Raw genomic sequence first — 19,979 nt, forward strand, 5'->3', positions numbered from 1 at the left:
CATGAATTCACTCTAGCGTTTGCCCCTGTATCAAAGCGCTCTGTTTTGTAAGTCTCCCGTCGTCGTCTGTAACAAAGATTGTCCAGGCCCCAAATGCGTAATTCGCCGCGAAGCCGGCCGTAATTCGGCTGCTTTCAAGCCGTAAGAATGGCGTCGAACCGGCGGCGTCCGGTGGGCGTGATGCGCAGCACGCGCGGCCTTTCGGCGCGCTCGACCCAGCCTTGCTCCGACCAGCTTTCGAGCAGCGCCGCGCCGAGCGCACCGCCCAGATGGGCGCGCCGCTCGCTCCAGTCGAGGCAGGTGCAGGCGAAGCGGCGGCGGCGCCCGTGCTCGAGGCCCACGTCGACGCCGAGGCGCGCGAGCTTCTCGGCGCCGGAGTCGGTCGCTTCGATCGCGGCGCCGTGCTGGACGAGCCAGCCGTCGCCGATCATCTTCTCGAAGACCCGCACCGCGAGCTCGCCCGCCATGTGGTCGTAGCAGGTGCGGGCGTAGCGCATCTCGAGCGGCACCGTGCGCGCGGGACGCGGCGTGGCGCGCTGCGGCGCGCTCGCTTGCGCGAGGTTGGCGAGCGCTTCGATCGATGCCGCGATGTCGGGCGTCGCGATCCGGTAGTAGCGGTGGCGTCCGCGCACGTCCAGCGCGAGCAGGCCGCCTTCGGTGAGCCGTGCGAGATGGCCGCTCGCCGCCGACGGCGACAGCCCCGCGATCAACTGCAGTTCGCCGGCGGGGCGCGCGCTGCCGTCCATCAGCGCCCAGAGCATCGCGGCGCGGCCGGGATCGGCGAGCAGCGAGCCGATCCGGCTCAGGCCGGGGAAGTGGCCTTCGTTGTGGTCGGGAAGCGGGGCGGGCATGGCGGGTCTCCGTAAGAGGCGCGGTGTGGCGTGGCCGGTTGGGTCGTTCGGGATGGCCGCGACCGTGAAGGATGGCTCACGTCGATACTCTACCGCCGCGCTGCATTCGATGTTTCAGGCCAAATCGAAATATCGAATGCAGCTTCAGGAGACGGCGGGCCGCCCGAGGGCCGCGAGCCGGCCCGGATCCTGAGTGCGCCCGTCCCGCTGCGCTAGAATCGATTTCTTCCTTCGCGCAACGCGACCAACAAGGGCAGTCATGAAAGTGTTTCTGGCGGCGGTGCTGGCCGCTTTGCTGTGCGGCGCATGCGCGGGCGGCGGCCCGGCACCGAGCGCCGGCTCGGGCAGCATCACGATGTACGGCACCATCGACGAAGGCATCACGTTCCGGAAGTAACGGGAAACGGGTGGCGCTTGCGAACGATTCGCGTCTCTGCGCGCGGGGTGATGCCCGCGGCGCGCGGCAGTTTGCCCCTTTATAATCGACTCCTTTCAATCCCTCGCCCGACCGGAGTCAATAGTGAACTACCCCCACGCTCACATTCGTTCGCGGGAGGCAACATGAACTGCCCCCACGCTCGCTACCGTTCGCTGTCGACCGGAGTTAGCGCTTTAGCGCTTACTCCGGTCCCATGCAAAGCTCCCCCCGAGGGGGCGGATGCCTCCCTTGGGGCGGCCCGGCGGGAGGCATCATGAGCACGCCTGCCGCACCGCTGGACCGTTCCGAAACCACCTTCCGCTTTCTCGCGGAGCCGACGTCCGTCAACTTCGGCGGCAAGGTGCACGGCGGCGCGTTGATGAAGTGGATCGACGAGACCGCGTACGCGTGCGCCGCCGTCTGGTCCGGACGCTACTGCGTGACGGTCAGCGTCGGCAATATCCGCTTTCGCCGGCCGATTCTCGTCGGCAATCTCGTGGAACTGCGCGCGCGCGTCGTCGCGACGGGCCGCACCAGCATGCACATCCACGTGACGGTGCTGGCTGGCGACCCGAAGAGCGGCCAGTTGCGTCTGACGACCGACTGTCTCGTCGTGTTCGTCGCCGTCGACGAAAACGGCACGCCGATTCCGGTGCCGGCGTTCGTGCCGGAGACCGACGAGCAGAAGCGCATCGCCAAGTACGCGATGGACGTGAAGGCGGCGCTCGACGCGATCATCGAGCTCAAGCCCGAGGAAATCGCGAAAGGGAAGATCTGACGCGCGCCTTCCCGCTTTTGCACCGCGCGCGAAGACGATTCTCCGTGCGTTCCATGTGAAAAGCGCCGTGGCGGTCCGCAGTCACGGCGCTTCGTTTGGGCGACGTGCCGCTACTTCTGCACGTTCCCGACCATCTCCTGCGGACGCACCCACTGCTCGAACTGCTGCTCGGTCACATAGCCGAGCGCGAGCGCCGACGCTTTCAGCGTCGTGCCTTCCTTGTGCGCCTTCTTTGCGATCTGCGCGGCCTTGTCGTAGCCGATGTGCGGATTGAGCGCCGTCACGAGCATCAGCGATTCGTTTAGCAGCGTATCGATGCGTTCGCGATTCGGCTCGATGCCGGCCGCGCAGTTGTCGTTGAAGCTGTGCGCGCCGTCGCCCAGAAGGCGAATTGACTGCAGCACGTTGTGCGCAATCATCGGACGAAACACATTCAGCTCGAAGTTGCCGCTCGCGCCGCCCAAGTTGACGGCGACGTCGTTGCCGAACACCTGGCAGCACAGCATCGTCATCGCTTCGGATTGGGTCGGGTTGACCTTGCCCGGCATGATCGAGCTGCCCGGCTCGTTTTCCGGAATCGACAGTTCGCCCAGGCCGCAGCGCGGGCCGCTCGCGAGCCAGCGGATGTCGTTGGCGATCTTCATGAGGCTCGCCGCGACGGTCTTGAGCGCGCCGTGCGCGAACACGAGCGCGTCGGCGGCCGCCATCACCTCGAACTTGTTCGGCGCCGTGACGAACGGCAGGCCGGTCAGCTTGCCGATTGTCTGCGCGACGTTGTGCGCGAACTGCGGATGCGCGTTGAGCCCCGTGCCGACTGCCGTGCCGCCCTGCGCCAATTCATACAGGTGCGGCAGCGCCGATTCGACGTGCTTGATGCCCTGGTCGAGCTGCGCGACGTAGCCGGAGAACTCCTGCCCGAGCGTGAGCGGCGTCGCGTCCTGCAGATGCGTGCGGCCGATCTTCACGACGTCGGCGAAGGCGTGCGCCTTGGCGTCGAGCGTCGCGCGCAGCGTCTTCAGCGCAGGCAGCAGATGCTTGACCAAGCCGCACGCGGCGGCGACGTGCATTGCCGTCGGAAACACGTCGTTCGACGACTGGCCGCGGTTCACGTCGTCGTTCGGATGCACCTTGCGCGCCTCGCCGCGCTCCCCGCCGAGCAGTTCGCTTGCGCGGTTCGCGATCACCTCGTTCAGGTTCATGTTGGTCTGCGTGCCGGAGCCCGTTTGCCAGACCGCGAGCGGAAATTCGCCCGGATGCTTGCCGTCGATGATTTCGTCGGCGGCCTGCATGATCGCGCGCGCCTTGTCTTCGGGGAGCACGCCGAGGCCGAGATTCACCTCCGCTGCCGCGCGCTTGATGACGGCCAGCGCGTTGATGAGCTCGGGCGACTGCTTTTCCGTCGAGATCTTGAAGTTCTGCAGCGAGCGCTGCGTCTGCGCGCCCCATAGGTGCGCGCTCGGCACGGCGATTTCGCCGAAGGTATCGCGTTCCATGCGTACGTCGTCGGTCATGTTCGGCTCCAATTGACAGAGGGTTCGGATTCGGCGCCGACTCTCAGCCGTCACAGCTCCGAATCGATAGGCAACAATAAGAATAGACCCGTGAGTGCGTTGCGGAGGAAACCGGCTTCGGGATCGAGCGTCCAGGTCTTCAGATACGGGCCGGCGGGGCCGAGTTCCTCGCTCGTCCAGACGATGCGCGACGTGGATCCGGCAAGCCCTTGCAATTGCGCTCTTTCGGCAGGCGTCGCGAGCCGCAGGCGGTAGCTTGCGCGCAGCGAGGTCGCCTGGTCGAACAGTTGCGCGACCTGGTTCGCGAGCGTCGGGCTGTGGATGAAGAGCGCGAGTTCGGTGTTCAGATGCGCCGAGCGCGGATCGAGATTCATCGACCCGATCACGAGCGTGCTGCGGTCGATCACGTAGACCTTCGCGTGCAAGCTCGTGCGGGATTCGGAGCCTGCGATGCTCTCGTGCGTCTCGGGCGCGTCGGGCGTCTCGTGGAGCGGCTTGTACTCGTACAGCTCGACGCCGTTCTGCAGCAGCGGCACGCGGTACGGGCTGTAGCCCGCCTGCACGGAGATCGCGTCGGTGGACGCCATCGAGTTGGTCAGCACCGCCACGCGCACGCCGCGCTTCGTCAGCTCGCCGAGCACTTTCACGCCGCCGTTGTGCGGCACGAAGTAAGGCGACAGGATCAGCACCTCGCGCTGCGCGGCCTGCAGCGCCTCAACGAGGGTGTGCATCGGCGGGCTTTGATAGGTGTCGCTCGGTGCCGTGATCTTGCTCGGCGAGTCGCCGCGAAATTCGGCTTTCGCCCAGGTGAGCCCCAACCGCTGCTGCGCGATCCGCTCGGCGAGCGGCGTTTTGTCGATGGGTTTGGCGTCGTAGGCGTCGGCGCTATCGCGCCAGTGCGCGCGCAATGCGTCGCGCGTCGCGTCGAGATCCGCCGTCTCGAAGTGCTGCTTGTTCAGCGCGTAGAGCGGGTAGGAATCCGAACTATTCCAGAACGTGTCGAAGCTCGCCGAGATATCGTGCGTGACGGGCCCGGCGGCGAATACGTCTAGATCGCGGAACACGAGCGTCGAGCTCATCCCGAAGTACTCGTCGCTGAGGTTGCGGCCGCCGGCGATCGCGATCTGGTTATCCGCGATCATCGCCTTGTTGTGCATGCGGCGCGTGAAGTCGTCGATTTGCGTGAAGACATTCTCGGTGCGCTCGAACATCCCCTGCTGCGCGCTGCCGAACGGGTTGAACACGCGGACCTGGATGTTGGGATGCGTGCTGAGCGCGGCCATCGTGCTGTCGATGTCCTTGAAGTTCAGGTCGTCGACGAGGAGCCGCACGCGCACGCCGCGGTCGGCGGCATAGAGCGCCGCGGCGAGCAGCAGCTTGCCGGTGTTGTCCTCGTCGGCGATGTAGTACTGCATGTCGAGCGTTTTCGTCGCGGCGCGCGCGAGCGCCACGCGCATCTGCAACGCTTCGGCGCCGCGCGGCAGCAGCACGAAGCCCGACTCGCCGGGATGGGTTTTTTCGAGCGGCGCGAGCGCTTCGGAGAGCGGCGTGTCAGCCGACGCCGGCAGCGCGTGTGCGATGGGGCGGTCGAGCGAATTGGCGGGAGGCCGCGTCGCGCATGATGCGGCGAGCGTGGCCAAGAGGAGGAGCGCGGTGCATCGCATCGCCCGCGATGCCGCTTGACGCGCGCATGAGAGGCGCCTCGTCGCGTCCTGCGCGCGCTGGCGTGCAGGGTTACCCGGTCGCCGAAGTTCGATCACGGTGCGTCGCTCTCCCGTCGATGCGTTTCTTCTTCAGACGGAATGCCTGCCAGGCGGCCCGCAGAGCAAGGAAAATATTTTAGAAGAAAACGCTTGTCGAACCTTCAGCATACGGCGTGCCCGGCGCAGCGTTGCATGGGGCGCTAACTCGGGTCGACCGCTTTGCATGGGACCTGAGTAAGCGCTAAAGCGCTAACTCTGATCGACAGCTTTGCATGGGACCCGAGTAAGCGCTAAAGCGCTAACTCGGGTCGACAAAAAAAGCCCGCAGCAGCGCGGGCCAAACACCCTGTCAGAGGAGTCGATTCCATCGTACTCGGCGTTGTGCCGCGCGCCAACGAACGAAGGATGCTTTGCTTATGCCTGCGGGTTGCCTGTCAGATGCCGGCTCTTCTTATGAAAGCGCAGCGTGAGCAACACGGCGACGCTCGCGAGCCCGGCCGCGAGTCCCCACCACAGGCCGCGCGCGCCGAGGCCGAAGTGGAACGCGAGCGTATAGCCGGTCGGGAAGCCGACGCCCCAATAGCCGAACGCCGCCGCGATCATCGGGATGCGCGTGTCCTTGAGGCCGCGCAGGCATCCCGCGGCGACCGTCTGCATGCCGTCGACGATCTGGAACACGGCCGCCACGCCGAGCAGCGACGCGGCGAGCGCGACCGTCGGCGCCTCGGACGGATTGTCGAGCCGCAGGTAGAGCCCGACGATTGCGTGCGGCGCGAGAATCAGCACGAGGCCCGAGAGCGACATGAACCCGGCGCCGAGCGCGAGCGCGACGAAGCCCGCGTGCCGCGCCGCGAGCGGCTGCCCGGCGCCGGCCCAGTAGCCGATGCGCACGTTGGCGGCCTGGCCGATCGCGAGCGGCACCATGAACGACACCGACGCGACGTTCAGCGCGATCTGGTGCGCCGCGAGCTGCGTCTGTCCGAGCACGCCGACCATCAGGCCGGTCGCGAGAAAGAGCGTCGATTCGACGCCGTAGGTGATCGCGACGGGCCAGCCGACAGCGAACAGCTCGCCCATCAGCGGCACGTTCGGCCGCGCCGCGGTGACGAAGCGCCGGTAGCGCTCGCGGCCGTGCAGCAGGATCACGAGCGTGATCGCGGTGAGCCAGATGGTGCAGGTCGTCGCCGCCGCGGAGCCGAGAAAGCCGAGCCGCGGCAGGCCGTAGGCGCCGTGAATCAGGCCGTAGTTGAGCACCGCGTTCACGGCGACGCCCGCGATCGACACCCACAGCAAGCGCTTCGCCGCGCCGATGGCGGGCAAAAACGAGCGCATCATGCCGATCCCGATCAGGCTGCCGAGCGAGGCCCAGCGCAGGATGTTCGCGTATTCGCCGACGTCGCGCGCGAGCGTGGGCGGCTCGCCGAACGCGAGCAGGATCGGATGCGCGAACGACAGCAGCACGAACGCGGGCACCGCGAGAATCGCCGAGAGCGCGAGGCCCGTCCAATATATGTGCGGCACGCGATGCTCGGCTTTCGCGCCGCGCGCATGGGCGACGCTGACCGAGACCGAGGTCAGCACGCCTTGCAGGACCGTCACGACGACCAAGAAGAGCGTGGCGCCGAGGCCGCCCGCGGCGATCGCGTCGGGGCCGAGCGAGCCGAGCAGGATCGTGTCGGTGACGCCCATCGCCATCTGCGAGAGCTGGGCGATCGCGAGCGGCGCGGCGAGACGGGCGGTGTCGGCGGCGTGGCGGGTGAAGCTGGGCGGCGCGACGGCCGCGTGCGAAAGGCGGGATTGAGACATAGCGACCTGCAAAAAACCTGCCGGTGCGCACCTTGCGCGCACCTTTCTTATTTCAAAAACAAACAGCATATTGCCAGTGCGTGCGGCTGTCGATGAGACGATCGGTCTACCGGCGCCGCAGCGGGGGGCTCATAGCCGGCTGAAGGCGCTTGACGTGCCTCACGTGCCCCGTGCGCAGGCGGGCTAAGCCGCCTCGTGCACGGCGATGCGCGTGTCGCCGTGCATGACGACCTGGCCCGCGCGAATCTTGCACCTCTTGCGCAGCTCGACCTGGCCGTCGACCGTGACCGCGCCCGATGCGACGATGGCTTTCGCCGATCCGCCGCTGTCCGCGAGGCCGGTCAGCTTCAGCAGGTTGTGCAATTCGACGAAGTCGCCGGTGAGCGTGAAGTTGAGATTGGCCATGACGAGCAATGCGATTCACGCATCGAAAAGGGAGAAGGGCCCGCATCATAAGCCACTTGCGGGCCAACACCGGCTATTTGCGCGCGCCGGACCTAGACTTCATCCCTTGCCTGCACGCGTTCGTCCGCTTCGACGATGGCCAGCGCCTCGTGCATCGTCGGGAAGATGTGCGTCTCGCCGATCACGCTGGCGATGCCGTGCCGGACCATGTCCGAGAGCAGGTATTGATTGACGCGCGCAAACACGACCTGGACTCCCCGCTGGGTCAACGTTTCGCAGAGCTCGGAGACCGTGCGCGCGGCCGAGTAGTCGAGATCGGTAATCGCTCCGGCATCGACCACGAACCAGTGCACGGGGTTCGGCGCGCGCTCGACAAGCTCGCGGACTTCGTCGACGAAGAAATGGTCGTTCGCATAGAAGAGGTCGGCGCCGAAGCGATACACGATCAGTCCGGGCGCGGTTTCGGCGCCGGGCGTGGCCGGTGCCGGCAGCCAGCGCGAGCCGGGCCCGGGCTCGAGCATCATCGTGTGCGGCCGATAGCTGTGGCGCACGTGCCGCAGCAGCGACAGCGCGACCGCGAGCATGATGCCCTGCTCGACGCCGATCACGACCACCGACGCCGCGGTGAAGAGCGCGAGCGTGAATTCGCCGGGGCTCTCGTGCCGGATCGCAAGGAGGCTCGGCACGTTGATGAGGCCGACTGCGATCGTGAACACGATGCCGGCCAGCACGGCGTGCGGCAGGTACTGGAGCGTGCCGCTCAGGAACAGCAGCACCACGACCACCACGGCCGCGAACACCAATTGCGCCACCTGGCTGCGCGCACCGGCGCGCTCGGCCATCGCGGTCTGCGTCGGGCTGCCGTTGACGACGAACGCGCCCGTCACCGCGGCGGCCGCATTGGCGGTGGCGAGGCCAAGGATGTCGGAGTCGATGTCGACGGGCTCGCGATAGCGCTCCGCGAACGCGCGGCTTGCCGCGGCGCTCTGCGCGATGATCATCGCGAAGCATGACGCGGACGTCGGCAGCAGCTCCAGCGATTCCCGCCAGCCGACGAGCGGCCAGTGCAGCGACGGCAGGCCGCCCGCGACCGGTCCGATCACCGCGATCCCGTGGCCCGCGAAGTTGTACGCGTAGCTTGCGGCGATCGATGCTACGACCGCGAAGAGCGCGACAGGCAACCGCGGCATGAAGTGCTTGAAGCCGAGAATGCAAGCCACCACGAGCGCCGAAATCGCAAGCGTGGGGAGCTGAACGTGCGGCAAGCGATCGAGGACCTGGCCGAGCTGCTCGATGCTGTGCCGCGACGTCACGGCGATGCCGAGCATGTCGCCGAGCATCGCGATCCCCACTTGCACGCCGACGCCGGCGAGAAAGCCGACCAGCACCGTGCGCGAGAGAAAGTCGGCGAGAAAGCCGAGCTTGAAGATGCGCGCAATCAAGAGCAGGACGGCCGTTTGCATCGCGACGACGCCCGCGAGCGCCGCGTATTTCGCGCTCGCCACGGGCGCCATCGCCGAGAGCCGGCTCGCGAAGATGGTGGCGGTGGCCGAGTCGGCCGCGACCACGAGGTGACGCGATGCGCCGAAGATCGCGAACGCCACCAATGGCAAGAGGACGGTGTAGAGCCCGGTCACCGCAGGCATGCCGGCGATGCGCGCATAACCGAGCACCTGGGGGATGTTCATCGAGGCGAGCGTTGCGCCCGCCATCGCGTCGCGAAGGGCCGCTGCCCGGTCGAGAGGTCGGATTCCCTTCAATAAGCTAAGTCGCATGCCGGCTTTCCAATGAGTTTTCGCACGCACGAATGGCGTGAAAACGGTATGAACGTTACCGTATCGTGCCGCGATTCGAAGCGGAAAAGCAAGGCAATTGGCAAACCGAGGAGGGCGGCCGCCTCGATGCGCGGCCGGTTCGAAGCCGGTTTCAGCGGCCCGCGAATGCCGGCTCGTATCGCTCGCGGGCCTGCGACGGGTTGCGCGAGCGGTTACGGAAACGCCGGTATCGTCGGGTCCGTGCCTTCGATGTCCGCTTCCGGATGATGGCTCTTGACGAGCGCTTCGATTTCCTCGACGCGATCCTTCGCGACGTCGACCATCATCAGCAACTCGCCTTTCTCGATTGCGGCCTCGAAGCGTTTCAGACGCGTGTTCGGCACGTCGACGCCGATCATCGTCGCAGTCCATGCGCCGAAGCCTGCGCTCGCGAGCGTCATCAGCACCACGACGCCGCCCGCGATCGTGAGCCCCGCTGGCGGAAACGCCAGCGCGACGAGACCCGCCAGCGCGCCTGTGACGCCGCCCGCGGCGGTGCCCCGCGCGAGCGCCGGAAGCAGGTCGCTGCGCTGCGCGAGCGTGCATTGCGGCAGGTCTTCGAGCGGGATGCCGGGGCGGGCGAGCACGTGGATACGCCGCCACTCGATGCGCTTGAGCAGCAGCTCGTCGATGATGCCCTTCGCGCTCGGGACGTCGGGCAAGAGAAAGTAGATGCGCCGCATGGTGGGCCTCCCTTCGGGTTTTCCTTGCGGGAATACCCGTAGCCCTGCTGGCCGGGCCGGCATCGGATTTGCGCAGGCGATAGGCGGCAGAGCCCTATCAACCAATATAGTCGCTCGCTGCGCGCTCGGCCGAATTGCGTTACGACGGCGCTCCAAACCGCCTGCGCAATTCGAGGTTGACTTCGAGCACGTTCACGAGCGGCTCGCCGACGAGACCCCCGAACGGCGCATGCGCCTTCTGCTGCAGCAGTGCGCTGATTTCGCTTTTGATCATCGCCGGATCGCGCTTCGTGTCCTTGGCCCACGCGGCGGCCACGCGGTCCAGTTGATAGTCGGCGTTCGCGAGCGTGATATCCGGGTCGAGGCCGGAGCCCGAGGTCGTCACGAAGTCGCCGGGCACGTTTTGCAGCGCGACGTCCGGATGGTCCTGCCGCCACATGTCGAAAAAGATCGATTGAATATCGGCGCCGGTTTTCACCGGTTCGATCGACGTGACGCTCTTGCCGTCGCTGCCGGTGTGCGTGACGCTCGACGGGAATTGCCCGGGACGCTCCGCCGAAAACGATTCGAAGAACGGCACGGCGAGATCCGCTGCTTTCGGCTGCGGCGTGCCGGGGTTCGCCGTGATCCATTGCTTGACTGCTTGCGGGTGCGCCTTCGCCCAGTCGTCGACGTACTTCGCGTGCGACGGATCCGCGTTGACCCAGCCTTGGGCAAGCGAGTTATGCGCGTCGGCCCATTGCGCGACGATATGCGGCTGGCCGTTCGCGCGATCCCCCTGGAACCAGGTTTCGACATCGGGTGCGACGGGCCGTCCCGCCTTCGGTCCGCTCGCATACTGCGCGATCGGACCGAGCGTGCGCGCGACACGATCGCGCAGCGCATAGTTCGAAGCGGCAAGCGCCGACGAACCCGACGACGAGCCGTCATACGACACGGCGGAAGGGCGCGGCTGGAAGTACTCGTCCTTGGTGAACGGCTGCGCGATCAGGAGCGAGCCGACCGGCTTGCCGTCGGGTCCGTTCACGATGCTGCCGTTCGCCTGGAACGGAAACGCGGTCTGCCCGATGGTCCACAAGATCGCCGGATAGAGGCCGCACAGGAGCACGACCGCCATTCCCAGCAGCAATGCACTCTTCGATATATAGCGCAGCATGGTTGTCCCCTCAGTGCGCAGATTTCACGCGATGCTCACGCGACCAGATGCGTCGCGACCATCACGACGTCGATCAGCTTGATCCCCGCGAACGGCACGATCACGCCCCCGAGCCCCCAGACCAGGAGGTTGCGCCGCAAGAGCGCATCGGCGCCGAGCGCGCGGTACTTGACGCCTTTCAACGCGATCGGGATCAGCAGCGGGATGATCAGCGCGTTGAAGATCACCGCCGACAGAATCGCCGACGTCGGCGAATGCAGATGCATGACGTCCATCGCGCCGAGCCACGGCAGCGTGCCGGCAAAGAGCGCGGGCACGATCGCGAAGTACTTGGCGACGTCGTTCGCAATCGAGAACGTCGTGAGCGCGCCGCGCGTCATCAGGAGCTGCTTGCCGATCTCGATCACTTCGATGAGCTTGGTCGGATCGCTGTCGAGGTCGACCATGTTGCCCGCTTCCTTCGCGGCCTGCGTGCCCGAGTTCATCGCGAGGCCGACGTCGGCTTGCGCGAGCGCGGGCGCGTCGTTGGTGCCGTCGCCCATCATCGCGACGAGCTTGCCTTCGGCCTGTTCCTTGCGCAAATAGGCGAGCTTCGCCTCGGGTGTCGCCTCGGCGATGAAATGGTCGACCCCTGCCAGCTCCGCGAGCGTCGCGGCCGTCAACGCGTTGTCGCCGGTGATCATCACCGTATACAGCCCCATCTTGCGCAAGTGCTGGATCCGTTCGCGGATGCCGGGTTTGAGCACGTCCTCCAGAATCACCACGCCCGCAATCTCGTTGCCGTTCGCCACGAGGAGCGGCGTCGCGCCTTGCTTGCCGGCTTGCCGCAGGATCGGGTCGAGGCCGAACGGCACTTCGCCGCCGTGCCGCTTCACGTACGCGACGATCGCATCCGGCGCGCCCTTGCGAATCGTGCGGCCGTCGGGCAGGTCGACGCCGCTCATGCGGCTTTGCGCGCTGAACGGCACGAGCTTCGCGTCGTTCGGCAATGCGTGCATGCCGTGGTCGGCCGGATACGGCGCAAGCGGCGACACCACCGCGACGATGCTCTTGCCCTCGGGTGTCTGATCGCCGAACGACGCCATCGCGGCGAGCCGCTTCAGTTCGCCCTCGTCATACGCGCCAACGGGCATGAAGGCGGTAGCGCGGCGATTGCCGATCGTGATCGTGCCGGTCTTGTCGAGCACGACGGTGTCGATGTCGCCCGCGACTTCCACGGCCTTGCCGCTCTTCGCGAAGATATTCGCGCGCAGCGCGCGGTCCATGCCCGCAATGCCGATCGCGGCGAGCAACGCGCCGATCGTCGTCGGGATCAGGCAAACGAGCAATGCGACGAGCGTCGGCACGTCGGTGCCGAGGCTGTGCAACGGTTCGGACAAGCCGAGATAGCTCGTCATGTACTGCTCGGCGTTGAATGCCATCGGCCACAGCGGTACCACCACGATCAGGAAGATCAGCGTGAACGCGGACAGCACGAGCGTGAGCGCGATCTCGTTCGGCGTGCGCTGCCGCACGGCGCCTTCGACGAGCGCGATCATGCGGTCGAGAAAGGTCTCGCCGGCGTGCGCCGATACGCGCACGATGATCTCGTCGGAGAGCACCGTCGTGCCGCCCGTCACGCCCGAGCGATCGCCGCCCGCGTCGCGGATCACGGGTGCCGACTCGCCGGTAATCGCGGATTCGTCGACCGAGGCCGTGCCTTCGATGATCTCCCCATCGCTAGGAATCACCTCGCCGGCGCGCACGATGACGACGTCGTCGCGCTGCAGCTCGATCGACGACACCTTCTCTTGCCGTCCGTCGGACAGCATGCGGCACGCGATGGTATCGCGCCGCGCGCGCTTCAATGCATCGGCCTGCGCCTTGCCGCGCTCTTCGGCGATCGCGGTGGCGAAGTTCGCGAACACGACGGTCAGGAAGAGCCAGACGTCGAGCGCGATGAAGTAGGTGAGCGGCGCTTCGCTATGGGCCACACCCATCGCGATCTGCACGATGAAGACGAGCGTGAGCACCGCGCCTAGCTCGACGACGAACATCACGGGGTTCTTCCATTGGATATCAGGCCGCAGCGCGACGATCGACTGGCGCAGCGCCGCGCGAACCAGATCCGAGGCGAAGAGCTTGTGCGTCGGCGATTTCTGCGGCGGGCGAGGGCCGGCAGGTGTCGCAACGGCTGTTTGTCCTTGCGCGAGTTTTACTGTTTCCATGGTGTATGCCCTGAATCTCTAGTTAGACGGTCGATTCATTCGCTACTCAACCATTGGCTATCCGCCGAACGGAATGGGCCCCAAGTGCTCCGCTAGCGGTCCGAGTGCGGCGACCGGCAGGAACAGCAGCGCGCCGACGATCAGAATCGTCCCGAGCAGCAGGAAGCCGAACGTCGCGGTGTTGTCGCGCATCGTGCCGAGCGTCGCGGGCGCCATCTTCTTGCGGCCGAGGTAGGCGGCCATCGCGATCGGCGCGACGATCGGCAGGTAGCGCGAGAACAGCATCACGAGACCGGTCGCCGTATCCCATTGCACGGCGGTCGGCGCCGGGTTCGGGTTGCTGTTGAAGCCGTAGGTCGTGGCGAGCCCGTCGAACGCGGAGCCGTTGTTCGCCGAGGATGACGAGAACTGGTACGTGATCTCGGTGAAGCCGTGCGCGCCGGGATTCGCTTCGGCCTTGGTGCCCCAGTCAGTCGCGGAAAAGAGCCCGCTCGGGCCGAGAATCAGGATCGGGTGCACGAGCAGCGCGATCATCGCGAGCTTCATCTCTCGCGCACCGACCTTGCGGCCGAGATACTCGGGCGTGCGGCCCACCATCTGCCCGGCGAGGAACACGCCGACGATCAGGTACAGCAGCAGGTTGATCATGCCGACGCCCTTGCCGCCGAACACGCAGTTGAGCCACATGCCGATGAGCGGCGAGAGGCCCGCGAGCGGGTTCAGGCTGTCATGCTCGGCGTTGACCGCGCCGCACGTCACATCGGTCGTGATCGCGGCGAAAGTCGCGCCTGCCGACGTGCCGAAGCGCAATTCCTTGCCTTCGAGATTGCCGAGATGCTGGTCGACGGGCAGCACGGCGACGGGCGGGATCGTGAGCATCCGATGCGCGCCCGGCAGCGGGTAGCTGCGCGATACCGCATGCGCGGTGAACGCCGGGTTGGGTTTCACGGCGTCCCAGTACACCGCCCACGCGATCAAGCCGATCATCATCGACAGCATCACGCTGTAGATCACGATCGCGTGCCGCATGCGCGCCAGCATGCGCCCGTACATCAGCACGAGTGAGAACGGGAAGATCATCATCGCGAGTGTCGTCACGAAGTTCGACAACGCTGACGGATTCTCGTAGGGATGCGCGCTGTTCATGCCGTAAAAACCACCGCCATTGGTACCGAGCATCTTGATCGGAATCACCGCCGCCACGGGGCCGACGATCAGCGTCTGCTGCTTCGCCTGCCCGTTGTCGGCCGTGCCCATCGCCGTGGGTTCGAGCGTGGTGACCCGCACGTCGCTTTGCAAGGTCATCGGCATGCCTTCGTGGATGAAGATCGTGCCGACGATCAACGCAACCGGCACGAACATATAAAGCACGACGCGCCACATGTCGACGAAGAAATTGCCGACCAGGCTTTCGCCGCGCAATGCCCGGATAATCGCGGTGAGCGCGCACAACCCGACCGCTGCCGAGAGGAACATATTCGGCAGGATGAAAAAGATCTGGCTGAAATTCGACAGATGCTGGTCGCCCGAGTAGTGCTGCAGGTTCGTGTTGGTCATGAACGAGATGACCGTGTTGAAGATCGTCGACGGCGCGAGCATGCCGCGGTTAAGCGGATTGAGCGGCATCAGCGGCTGCAGCGACAGCACGGCAAAGCCGAATACGAAAAGCGCCGCGTTGAACACGAGCAGCGCGATCGTGTATTGCTTCCAGTTCAGCGGACCGCTGTCGAGCTTCGCCTCGAACCAGCGGAGAAAGCGGGGGGCGCGGTAATGGCCGTCCATGATCCAGGCCATGTAACGGCTGAGCGGGATCGAGATGACAATGGCCGTCACGAGAATGAGAAGCGGCAGGGTCCACATGGAGTTCCCCTTCGGCGCTAAGAGAGGGTTGTATCGACGAGGCGGCGTCGACGTAATGCTCGCGCGGCCTTCAGAACCACTCGGGCCGAACGAGCGCAACGAACAGATAGACGAAGGTCAGCGCGGATATCGCGGCAGCGAGCCAGGCCATGACGGTCTCCTCAAATCTTGTCGCAAGCATCGACGAAGAGCAGGCAAAGCACGAGACTGCCCAGGCCGAGCGCGAACATGGCCGGCAGCCAGATCAGCAGGTTCATGACGGTCCCCTTGTTTTCTTTGGGCAATACGACGCCCTCGCCGGCTCATCGAGCGCGGCGGCGCAACCTGAAATCAGGTTCGATACAGGTATAGGCCGGGGCGAATAAAAAAGCTGTAAATCCGGAAGGGAGCGAGTGCGTTTGCCGACCGATATCCTGAATTTTTTTACGACATTTTTCCTTGCGAGCGCTAAACGCCGAACCCTAAACTTCCGGCAGTTCGATATCAGAGCGATAACCGAGCGATAGCCGAGGCCGGAATGGCCCAAGCGGAATTGCCAGGGAGGCTGTCATGAGCAAGCAACGGAAAGCCGCAGCGAATCCTCCGCGTGTCGCCTATGTTCAGCGCGGCATCGGCAGCGTCGTGGTGCGCAGGTTCGATCCCAAGCGCGATTCGTTCGAGCACTTGACCGACATGCTGCACCGCTCGTTCGCGCGGCTCGGCATGATGGGCCTGAACTGCACGTGCGTCGATCAAAGCGTGCTCGTGACCGAGCAGCGCGCGAAGCGCGGCGACTGCTACGTGGCGGTGTGCAATGGACGCGTGGTCGGCACCATGACGCTCTATGCGCCCGATCGCGAATCGGCTTGCGAGCTTTACCGTCACAACGACGTGGCGAGCGTGCGTCAGTTGGGCGTCGATCCGACGTACCAGAACCGCGGCATCGGCAAATCGCTGCTCGCGTTCGCCGAGCACTGGGCCGCAACGCGCGGTTACGCGGATCTGGCGCTCGATACGCCGCAGCCGGCCGCGCACTTGGTTGCGTTCTACCGCGGGCAGGGCTTCCGTATCGCCGACTTCCAGCACTTCGACGGCAAGCGTTACGACAGCGCGATCCTGTGCAAGCCCGCGATTGCGGCTCGCACGCTTGCCGCGTGGTCGAAGACGCTCGAAGTCACGCGCCGCGCTTGGACCCTTGCCGCGTGATTCGCGGCCTTTGAACAGAATGGGAAACCCTCGCTATCCGCGGGGAATGTCATACCGATGATCGAGCGTTCCAGACTCACGATGTTGTTGAGAGGCATGGCCAAGGTGATAGCGATCGCCTTCCTGGCCAACCAGGTCCTGACCTCAGTATTCACGCTGGCCGCGCAGCAGATCGATCCGCAGCTTTCGCATCAGACGATCTGGGTGTTCAGCTGCATGACCTGCGGGCTGTTCACGCTGTGGCTGCAGTCCGATGCGCGGCGCGCATATGGATTCGCGCGCGAGAAGGGCTACGTCAAGGCTGAAGGCAATGCCGGCGAGGCGATCCAAATCGCCACGGATTGCCCGAAACGCTGGCTCGTGATCCTGCACATCGAGTTGAATCCGGCGACGCTCAAGGCGTAGCGCCGGCATTTCGCGGGCGGGCCGACCGGGGCGGCCATGGCGGCGCAAACGTGCTTGTCTGCGCCGCGTCTTTGGCATCGGCAAACTCAGGCGCCGTTATTGCCGCCCACCGTCCTCAAGCTCTTCCATTGCCCCTGCTGGACTTCGAAGAGGGTGTACGGCGGCTTGATCAAATCGCCGTTCGGGTCGAACGCGATGTTGCCGGTCACGCCCGTCACCGTGACCTTCGGGAACGCGGCGACGATCTTCGCGCGGTCGAGCGAGTCGGCGTCGTGAATCGCCTTGAGCATCGCGAGCGCGGCATCATAGGCGAACGGCGCGTACAGCTCGACGTCCTGGTTGAAGTGCGCCTTGTAGCGCTTCGCGAACTCTTGCGCCGCGGGCAGCTTGTCGAGCGCCGGGCCCGGCTCCAGGTCTTGCGTGCCTTCGCCCGCGTGACCGGCGATCTGCAGGAACGCATTGCTCTTTAACGCGCCCGCGCCGAACAGCAACGTCGGCATGCCGAGCGAGCGCATCTGCTTGACGAGCATCGCGCCTTGTTCGTCGAGTCCGCCGAAGAAGATCATGTCGACGTTCTTTTCCTTCAGCGTGGTCAAGATCGCGCGGAAGTCGACGGCCTTGTCGTTGGTGAACTCGCGATCGACGATGTTGCCGTTCGCTTCTTTCGCGCCTTTTTCGAACGCGTCGGCGAGACCCTGTCCGAAGGCGGTGCGATCGTCGATGATGCCGATGCGCTTCGCCTTCAGTTGCTGCACCGCGAACTGGCCCGCGATCACGCCGCCGATGCCGTCATGACCCATCGTGCGGAACACGTTCGCAAAACCCTGGTGCGTCAGCGCCGGATTGGTCGATCCCGGCGTGATCATCGCGACGCCCGCCGTGTGATAGACGGCCGACGCCGGGATGCTGCACCCCGAGTTGTAATGGCCGATCACGCCGACCACGCCGTCGTCGACCATCTTCTGCGCGACCTGGATCGCCGTGCGCGGGTCGGCCTGATCGTCCTGCACGTCGAGCACGAACTTGACCGGCTTGCCGCCGATCGTCGGGTTCTTGGCGTTTGCCTCGTCGATCGCGAGCTGCGCGCCGTTTTCCAGATCTTTGCCGACGCGCGCGACCGGCCCCGTCAGCGGGGCTGCAAAACCGATCTTCACGATCGTGGGCTCCGCGCCGTATGACGGCGCCTGTGCGCATAGGACCCCAAGTGCTAGTGCGACTACCAAGTTTCGGCGTTTCATGATGTCCGTCCTCTTTTGAGCAGACAGTTGCAGTGGTTAAAAACGACGCGGGCGATAAGGCTCGAGATCGATGGGACAAGCGGGGCCGGCGACGAGGGGGTGGTCTGCTGATCTGTCACAAGCGTCTCCTCCTGGACTACAGTTCGGGATCGCGCCGCTGAGCTGGCGCCGTACAAACGATGGGCTCATACTCACACAAAGATTTTTTGTGTGCAATTGATTTGTCTTTGTGTGGGCTTAGGTATTTTCCCCGACGCGCCGGCGCCGTGCCGGCGGAGATTTTCAATAAGTCCTTGCTGTGCGACCCCATAAAGGGTTTAGTATCTGATCCGGGCACGGGTGCTGTGCATCACGTGGCAGGTTTTGTGCGGTTGAACGAGTTTTTGTATGGAGTTGCTACCTGGATGAAGGCCGAAATTAACCACACAAACGGTGAGGAAAATCTCCAGACAAAGGGACGCCAGGCCACCTACCTCGAGGTGTCGCGCAATCTCGAAGAGAAAGTGCGCAACGGGCTCTACCCGCCGGGCAGCCGCCTGCCGCCGCAGCGCGATCTGGCGCTGGAGCTCGGCCTCAATGTGTCGACGGTGTCGCGTGCGTACAAGGAGCTGCAGGCGCGCGGGCTGATCGTCGCGAGCAAGCGGCGCGGCTCGATCGTCACCGGGGGCGCGATGCCGTCGGTCCACGCGCGCGCCGAGAGCAGCCCGAGCGCCGCCGCCGATGCGAACGCGGTGATCGACCTGACCGTCAATCGTCCCGCGACCGGCGAATTCCTCGCGCAACTGGCGCGCACGATGGCAATCATCGCGCGCGATCCGCGCTATCCGGAAACGCAGGAATACCAGCCGCCGCAGGGGCCCGAATGGGCGCGCGCGGCCGGCGCGCAATGGATCGCCGCGCCGGGTTTCGCGCCGGCGGCCGACAACGTGGTCGTCACGAGCGGCGCGCAGCACGGCCTCTATGCGGTGCTGAGCAGCCTGATGGGCCACGAGGGCGTGATCCTCTCGGATCAGTTGACCTACTACGGCCTGAAAGCGCTCGCGCCCGTGTTCCAGTTCGAGATTGTCGGCATTCCGAGCGACGACGAAGGGCTGCTGCCGGACCGTCTCGACGACGCGTGCAAGCGCATGCGCGTGAAGGCAATCTTCGTCGTGCCGAATCTGCAAAATCCGACCGTGGTGACGATGAGCCTCGCGCGCCGCGTGGCGCTCGTCGATATCGCGCGGCGCCATCACGTCGCGATCATCGAGGACGACGTGTACGGTCCGCTATTGCGCACGCGCCTGCCGACGATCGCGAGCCTGTGCCCCGAGCTGACGTTCCATGTCGCGTCGACATCGAAGATTCTCGCGCCCGGGCTGCGCATCGGCTACCTGCATACGCCGCCGCACGGCGCCGCGCTGGCCGCCGAGGCCGTGCGCACGACGGCGTGGATGCCCGCGCCGCTCTCGACGCTGATCGCTACGCGCTGGATCGAGGACGGCACCGCGCACACGATCCTCGAAGCCCAGCGCACGGAACTGCAGGCCCGCCAGGAAATCGCGCGCGAATTGCTGCCGGTCGAGCACCTGCACAGCGATCCCGCGTGCATGTTCGTCTGGCTGCGCGTGCCGCCGCCATGGCGTTCCGACGACTACGCGGCGAATGCGCTCGCGCGCGGCGTCAATACGATGCCGGCGTCGGCGTTTGCGGTCGACCGCTCGACGATCGAGCACGGCGTGCGGATCAACCTCGCGTGCGCGGCATCGCGCGAGCAGTTGACGCGGGCGTTGCAGATCCTCGCGCACACGCTGCGCGACCGGCCGCGGGCGCTGTTCGGGACGATCTGACGGCCCGCGCGGTCTGGCGCAAGCGCGCGCCGCCTGCCGGGCAGCGGGCGGTGGGCGGTGGACGGCGCAAGGTGACCGGCGCCCGGCGTCCGGCACCACGCGGCGCGCCATTCGCGTCGAAAAATAGGGC

The 19,979-nt window shown here is 65.7% G+C and carries 17 protein-coding genes; 5 read left to right on the plus strand and 12 right to left on the minus strand.

Annotated features, from left to right (window positions below):
- Positions 1–134: 134 nt before the first annotated feature.
- Positions 135–851: an ArsR/SmtB family transcription factor gene (locus tag J3489_RS15855; protein ID WP_206999547.1), complete on the minus strand. Its 717-nt coding sequence runs from the start codon at positions 849–851 to the stop codon at positions 135–137.
- A gap of 259 nt (positions 852–1,110) precedes the next feature.
- Between J3489_RS15855 and J3489_RS15860 the strand changes: the two genes are divergently transcribed.
- Both J3489_RS15860 and J3489_RS15865 read left to right on the plus strand, forming a co-directional pair.
- Complete coding sequence (locus J3489_RS15860; RefSeq protein ID WP_206999549.1) at positions 1,111–1,248, plus strand: hypothetical protein; 138 nt, start codon at positions 1,111–1,113, stop codon at positions 1,246–1,248.
- A 292-nt stretch (positions 1,249–1,540) separates the two neighbouring features.
- On the plus strand, positions 1,541–2,047 hold the full coding sequence (locus J3489_RS15865; RefSeq protein ID WP_206999798.1) for an acyl-CoA thioesterase: 507 nt from the start codon (positions 1,541–1,543) through the stop codon (positions 2,045–2,047).
- A gap of 110 nt (positions 2,048–2,157) precedes the next feature.
- On the opposite strand, the gene fumC is transcribed toward J3489_RS15865, so the two are convergent.
- The 10 genes from fumC to J3489_RS38835 all read right to left on the minus strand — a co-directional run bounded on the left by fumC (position 2,158) and on the right by J3489_RS38835 (position 15,373).
- The gene (fumC, locus tag J3489_RS15870; protein WP_206999551.1) at positions 2,158–3,558 is read right to left on the minus strand and encodes a class II fumarate hydratase; all 1,401 of its coding nucleotides are present in this window, start codon (positions 3,556–3,558) and stop codon (positions 2,158–2,160) included.
- Between the two features lie 50 nt (positions 3,559–3,608).
- Positions 3,609–5,222, minus strand: a complete 1,614-nt coding sequence (locus J3489_RS15875) for a phospholipase D-like domain-containing protein (protein WP_206999553.1) — start codon at positions 5,220–5,222, stop codon at positions 3,609–3,611.
- Positions 5,223–5,675: 453 nt separating this feature from the next.
- Complete coding sequence (locus J3489_RS15880; RefSeq protein ID WP_206999555.1) at positions 5,676–7,067, minus strand: MATE family efflux transporter; 1,392 nt, start codon at positions 7,065–7,067, stop codon at positions 5,676–5,678.
- Positions 7,068–7,250: 183 nt separating this feature from the next.
- Positions 7,251–7,472, minus strand: a complete 222-nt coding sequence (locus tag J3489_RS15885) for an RNA-binding S4 domain-containing protein (protein ID WP_206999557.1) — start codon at positions 7,470–7,472, stop codon at positions 7,251–7,253.
- A gap of 92 nt (positions 7,473–7,564) precedes the next feature.
- Positions 7,565–9,247: a SulP family inorganic anion transporter gene (locus J3489_RS15890; RefSeq protein ID WP_206999559.1), complete on the minus strand. Its 1,683-nt coding sequence runs from the start codon at positions 9,245–9,247 to the stop codon at positions 7,565–7,567.
- 212 nt (positions 9,248–9,459) lie between these two features.
- Entirely contained in the window at positions 9,460–9,969 is a 510-nt protein-coding gene (locus tag J3489_RS15895; protein WP_206999561.1) for a DUF1269 domain-containing protein, read from the minus strand.
- Between the two features lie 139 nt (positions 9,970–10,108).
- Positions 10,109–11,125 carry a potassium-transporting ATPase subunit C gene (locus J3489_RS15900; RefSeq protein WP_206999564.1) on the minus strand — a complete coding sequence of 339 codons (1,017 nt, stop codon included), beginning with the start codon at positions 11,123–11,125 and terminating at the stop codon, positions 10,109–10,111.
- A 35-nt stretch (positions 11,126–11,160) separates the two neighbouring features.
- Positions 11,161–13,332, minus strand: a complete 2,172-nt coding sequence (gene kdpB / locus J3489_RS15905; RefSeq protein ID WP_206999566.1) for a potassium-transporting ATPase subunit KdpB — start codon at positions 13,330–13,332, stop codon at positions 11,161–11,163.
- Positions 13,333–13,389: 57 nt separating this feature from the next.
- Positions 13,390–15,192 (minus strand): potassium-transporting ATPase subunit KdpA, encoded by a 1,803-nt coding sequence (kdpA, locus tag J3489_RS15910; RefSeq protein ID WP_206999568.1) that lies wholly within the window; start codon positions 15,190–15,192, stop codon positions 13,390–13,392.
- Positions 15,193–15,262: 70 nt separating this feature from the next.
- Positions 15,263–15,373, minus strand: coding sequence for a potassium-transporting ATPase subunit F (locus J3489_RS38835; RefSeq protein WP_206999570.1), 111 nt, complete (start codon positions 15,371–15,373; stop codon positions 15,263–15,265).
- A gap of 368 nt (positions 15,374–15,741) precedes the next feature.
- On the opposite strand from J3489_RS38835, the gene J3489_RS15920 reads away from it, so the two are divergent.
- Entirely contained in the window at positions 15,742–16,377 is a 636-nt protein-coding gene (locus J3489_RS15920; RefSeq protein ID WP_206999572.1) for a GNAT family N-acetyltransferase, read from the plus strand.
- Between the two features lie 96 nt (positions 16,378–16,473).
- The gene (locus J3489_RS15925; RefSeq protein ID WP_242540059.1) at positions 16,474–16,782 is read left to right on the plus strand and encodes a hypothetical protein; all 309 of its coding nucleotides are present in this window, start codon (positions 16,474–16,476) and stop codon (positions 16,780–16,782) included.
- 86 nt (positions 16,783–16,868) lie between these two features.
- Here the strand turns inward: J3489_RS15925 and J3489_RS15930 are convergent, their stop codons facing one another.
- Entirely contained in the window at positions 16,869–18,020 is a 1,152-nt protein-coding gene (locus J3489_RS15930; RefSeq protein ID WP_206999574.1) for a branched-chain amino acid ABC transporter substrate-binding protein, read from the minus strand.
- A 404-nt stretch (positions 18,021–18,424) separates the two neighbouring features.
- Here J3489_RS15930 and J3489_RS15935 point away from each other — a divergent pair, with 404 nt between their 5' ends.
- Complete coding sequence (locus J3489_RS15935) at positions 18,425–19,849, plus strand: aminotransferase-like domain-containing protein (protein ID WP_206999576.1); 1,425 nt, start codon at positions 18,425–18,427, stop codon at positions 19,847–19,849.
- Positions 19,850–19,979 lie beyond the last annotated feature (130 nt).

Source organism: Trinickia mobilis, assembly GCF_017315705.1.
GTDB classification, from domain to species: domain Bacteria; phylum Pseudomonadota; class Gammaproteobacteria; order Burkholderiales; family Burkholderiaceae; genus Trinickia_A; species Trinickia_A mobilis.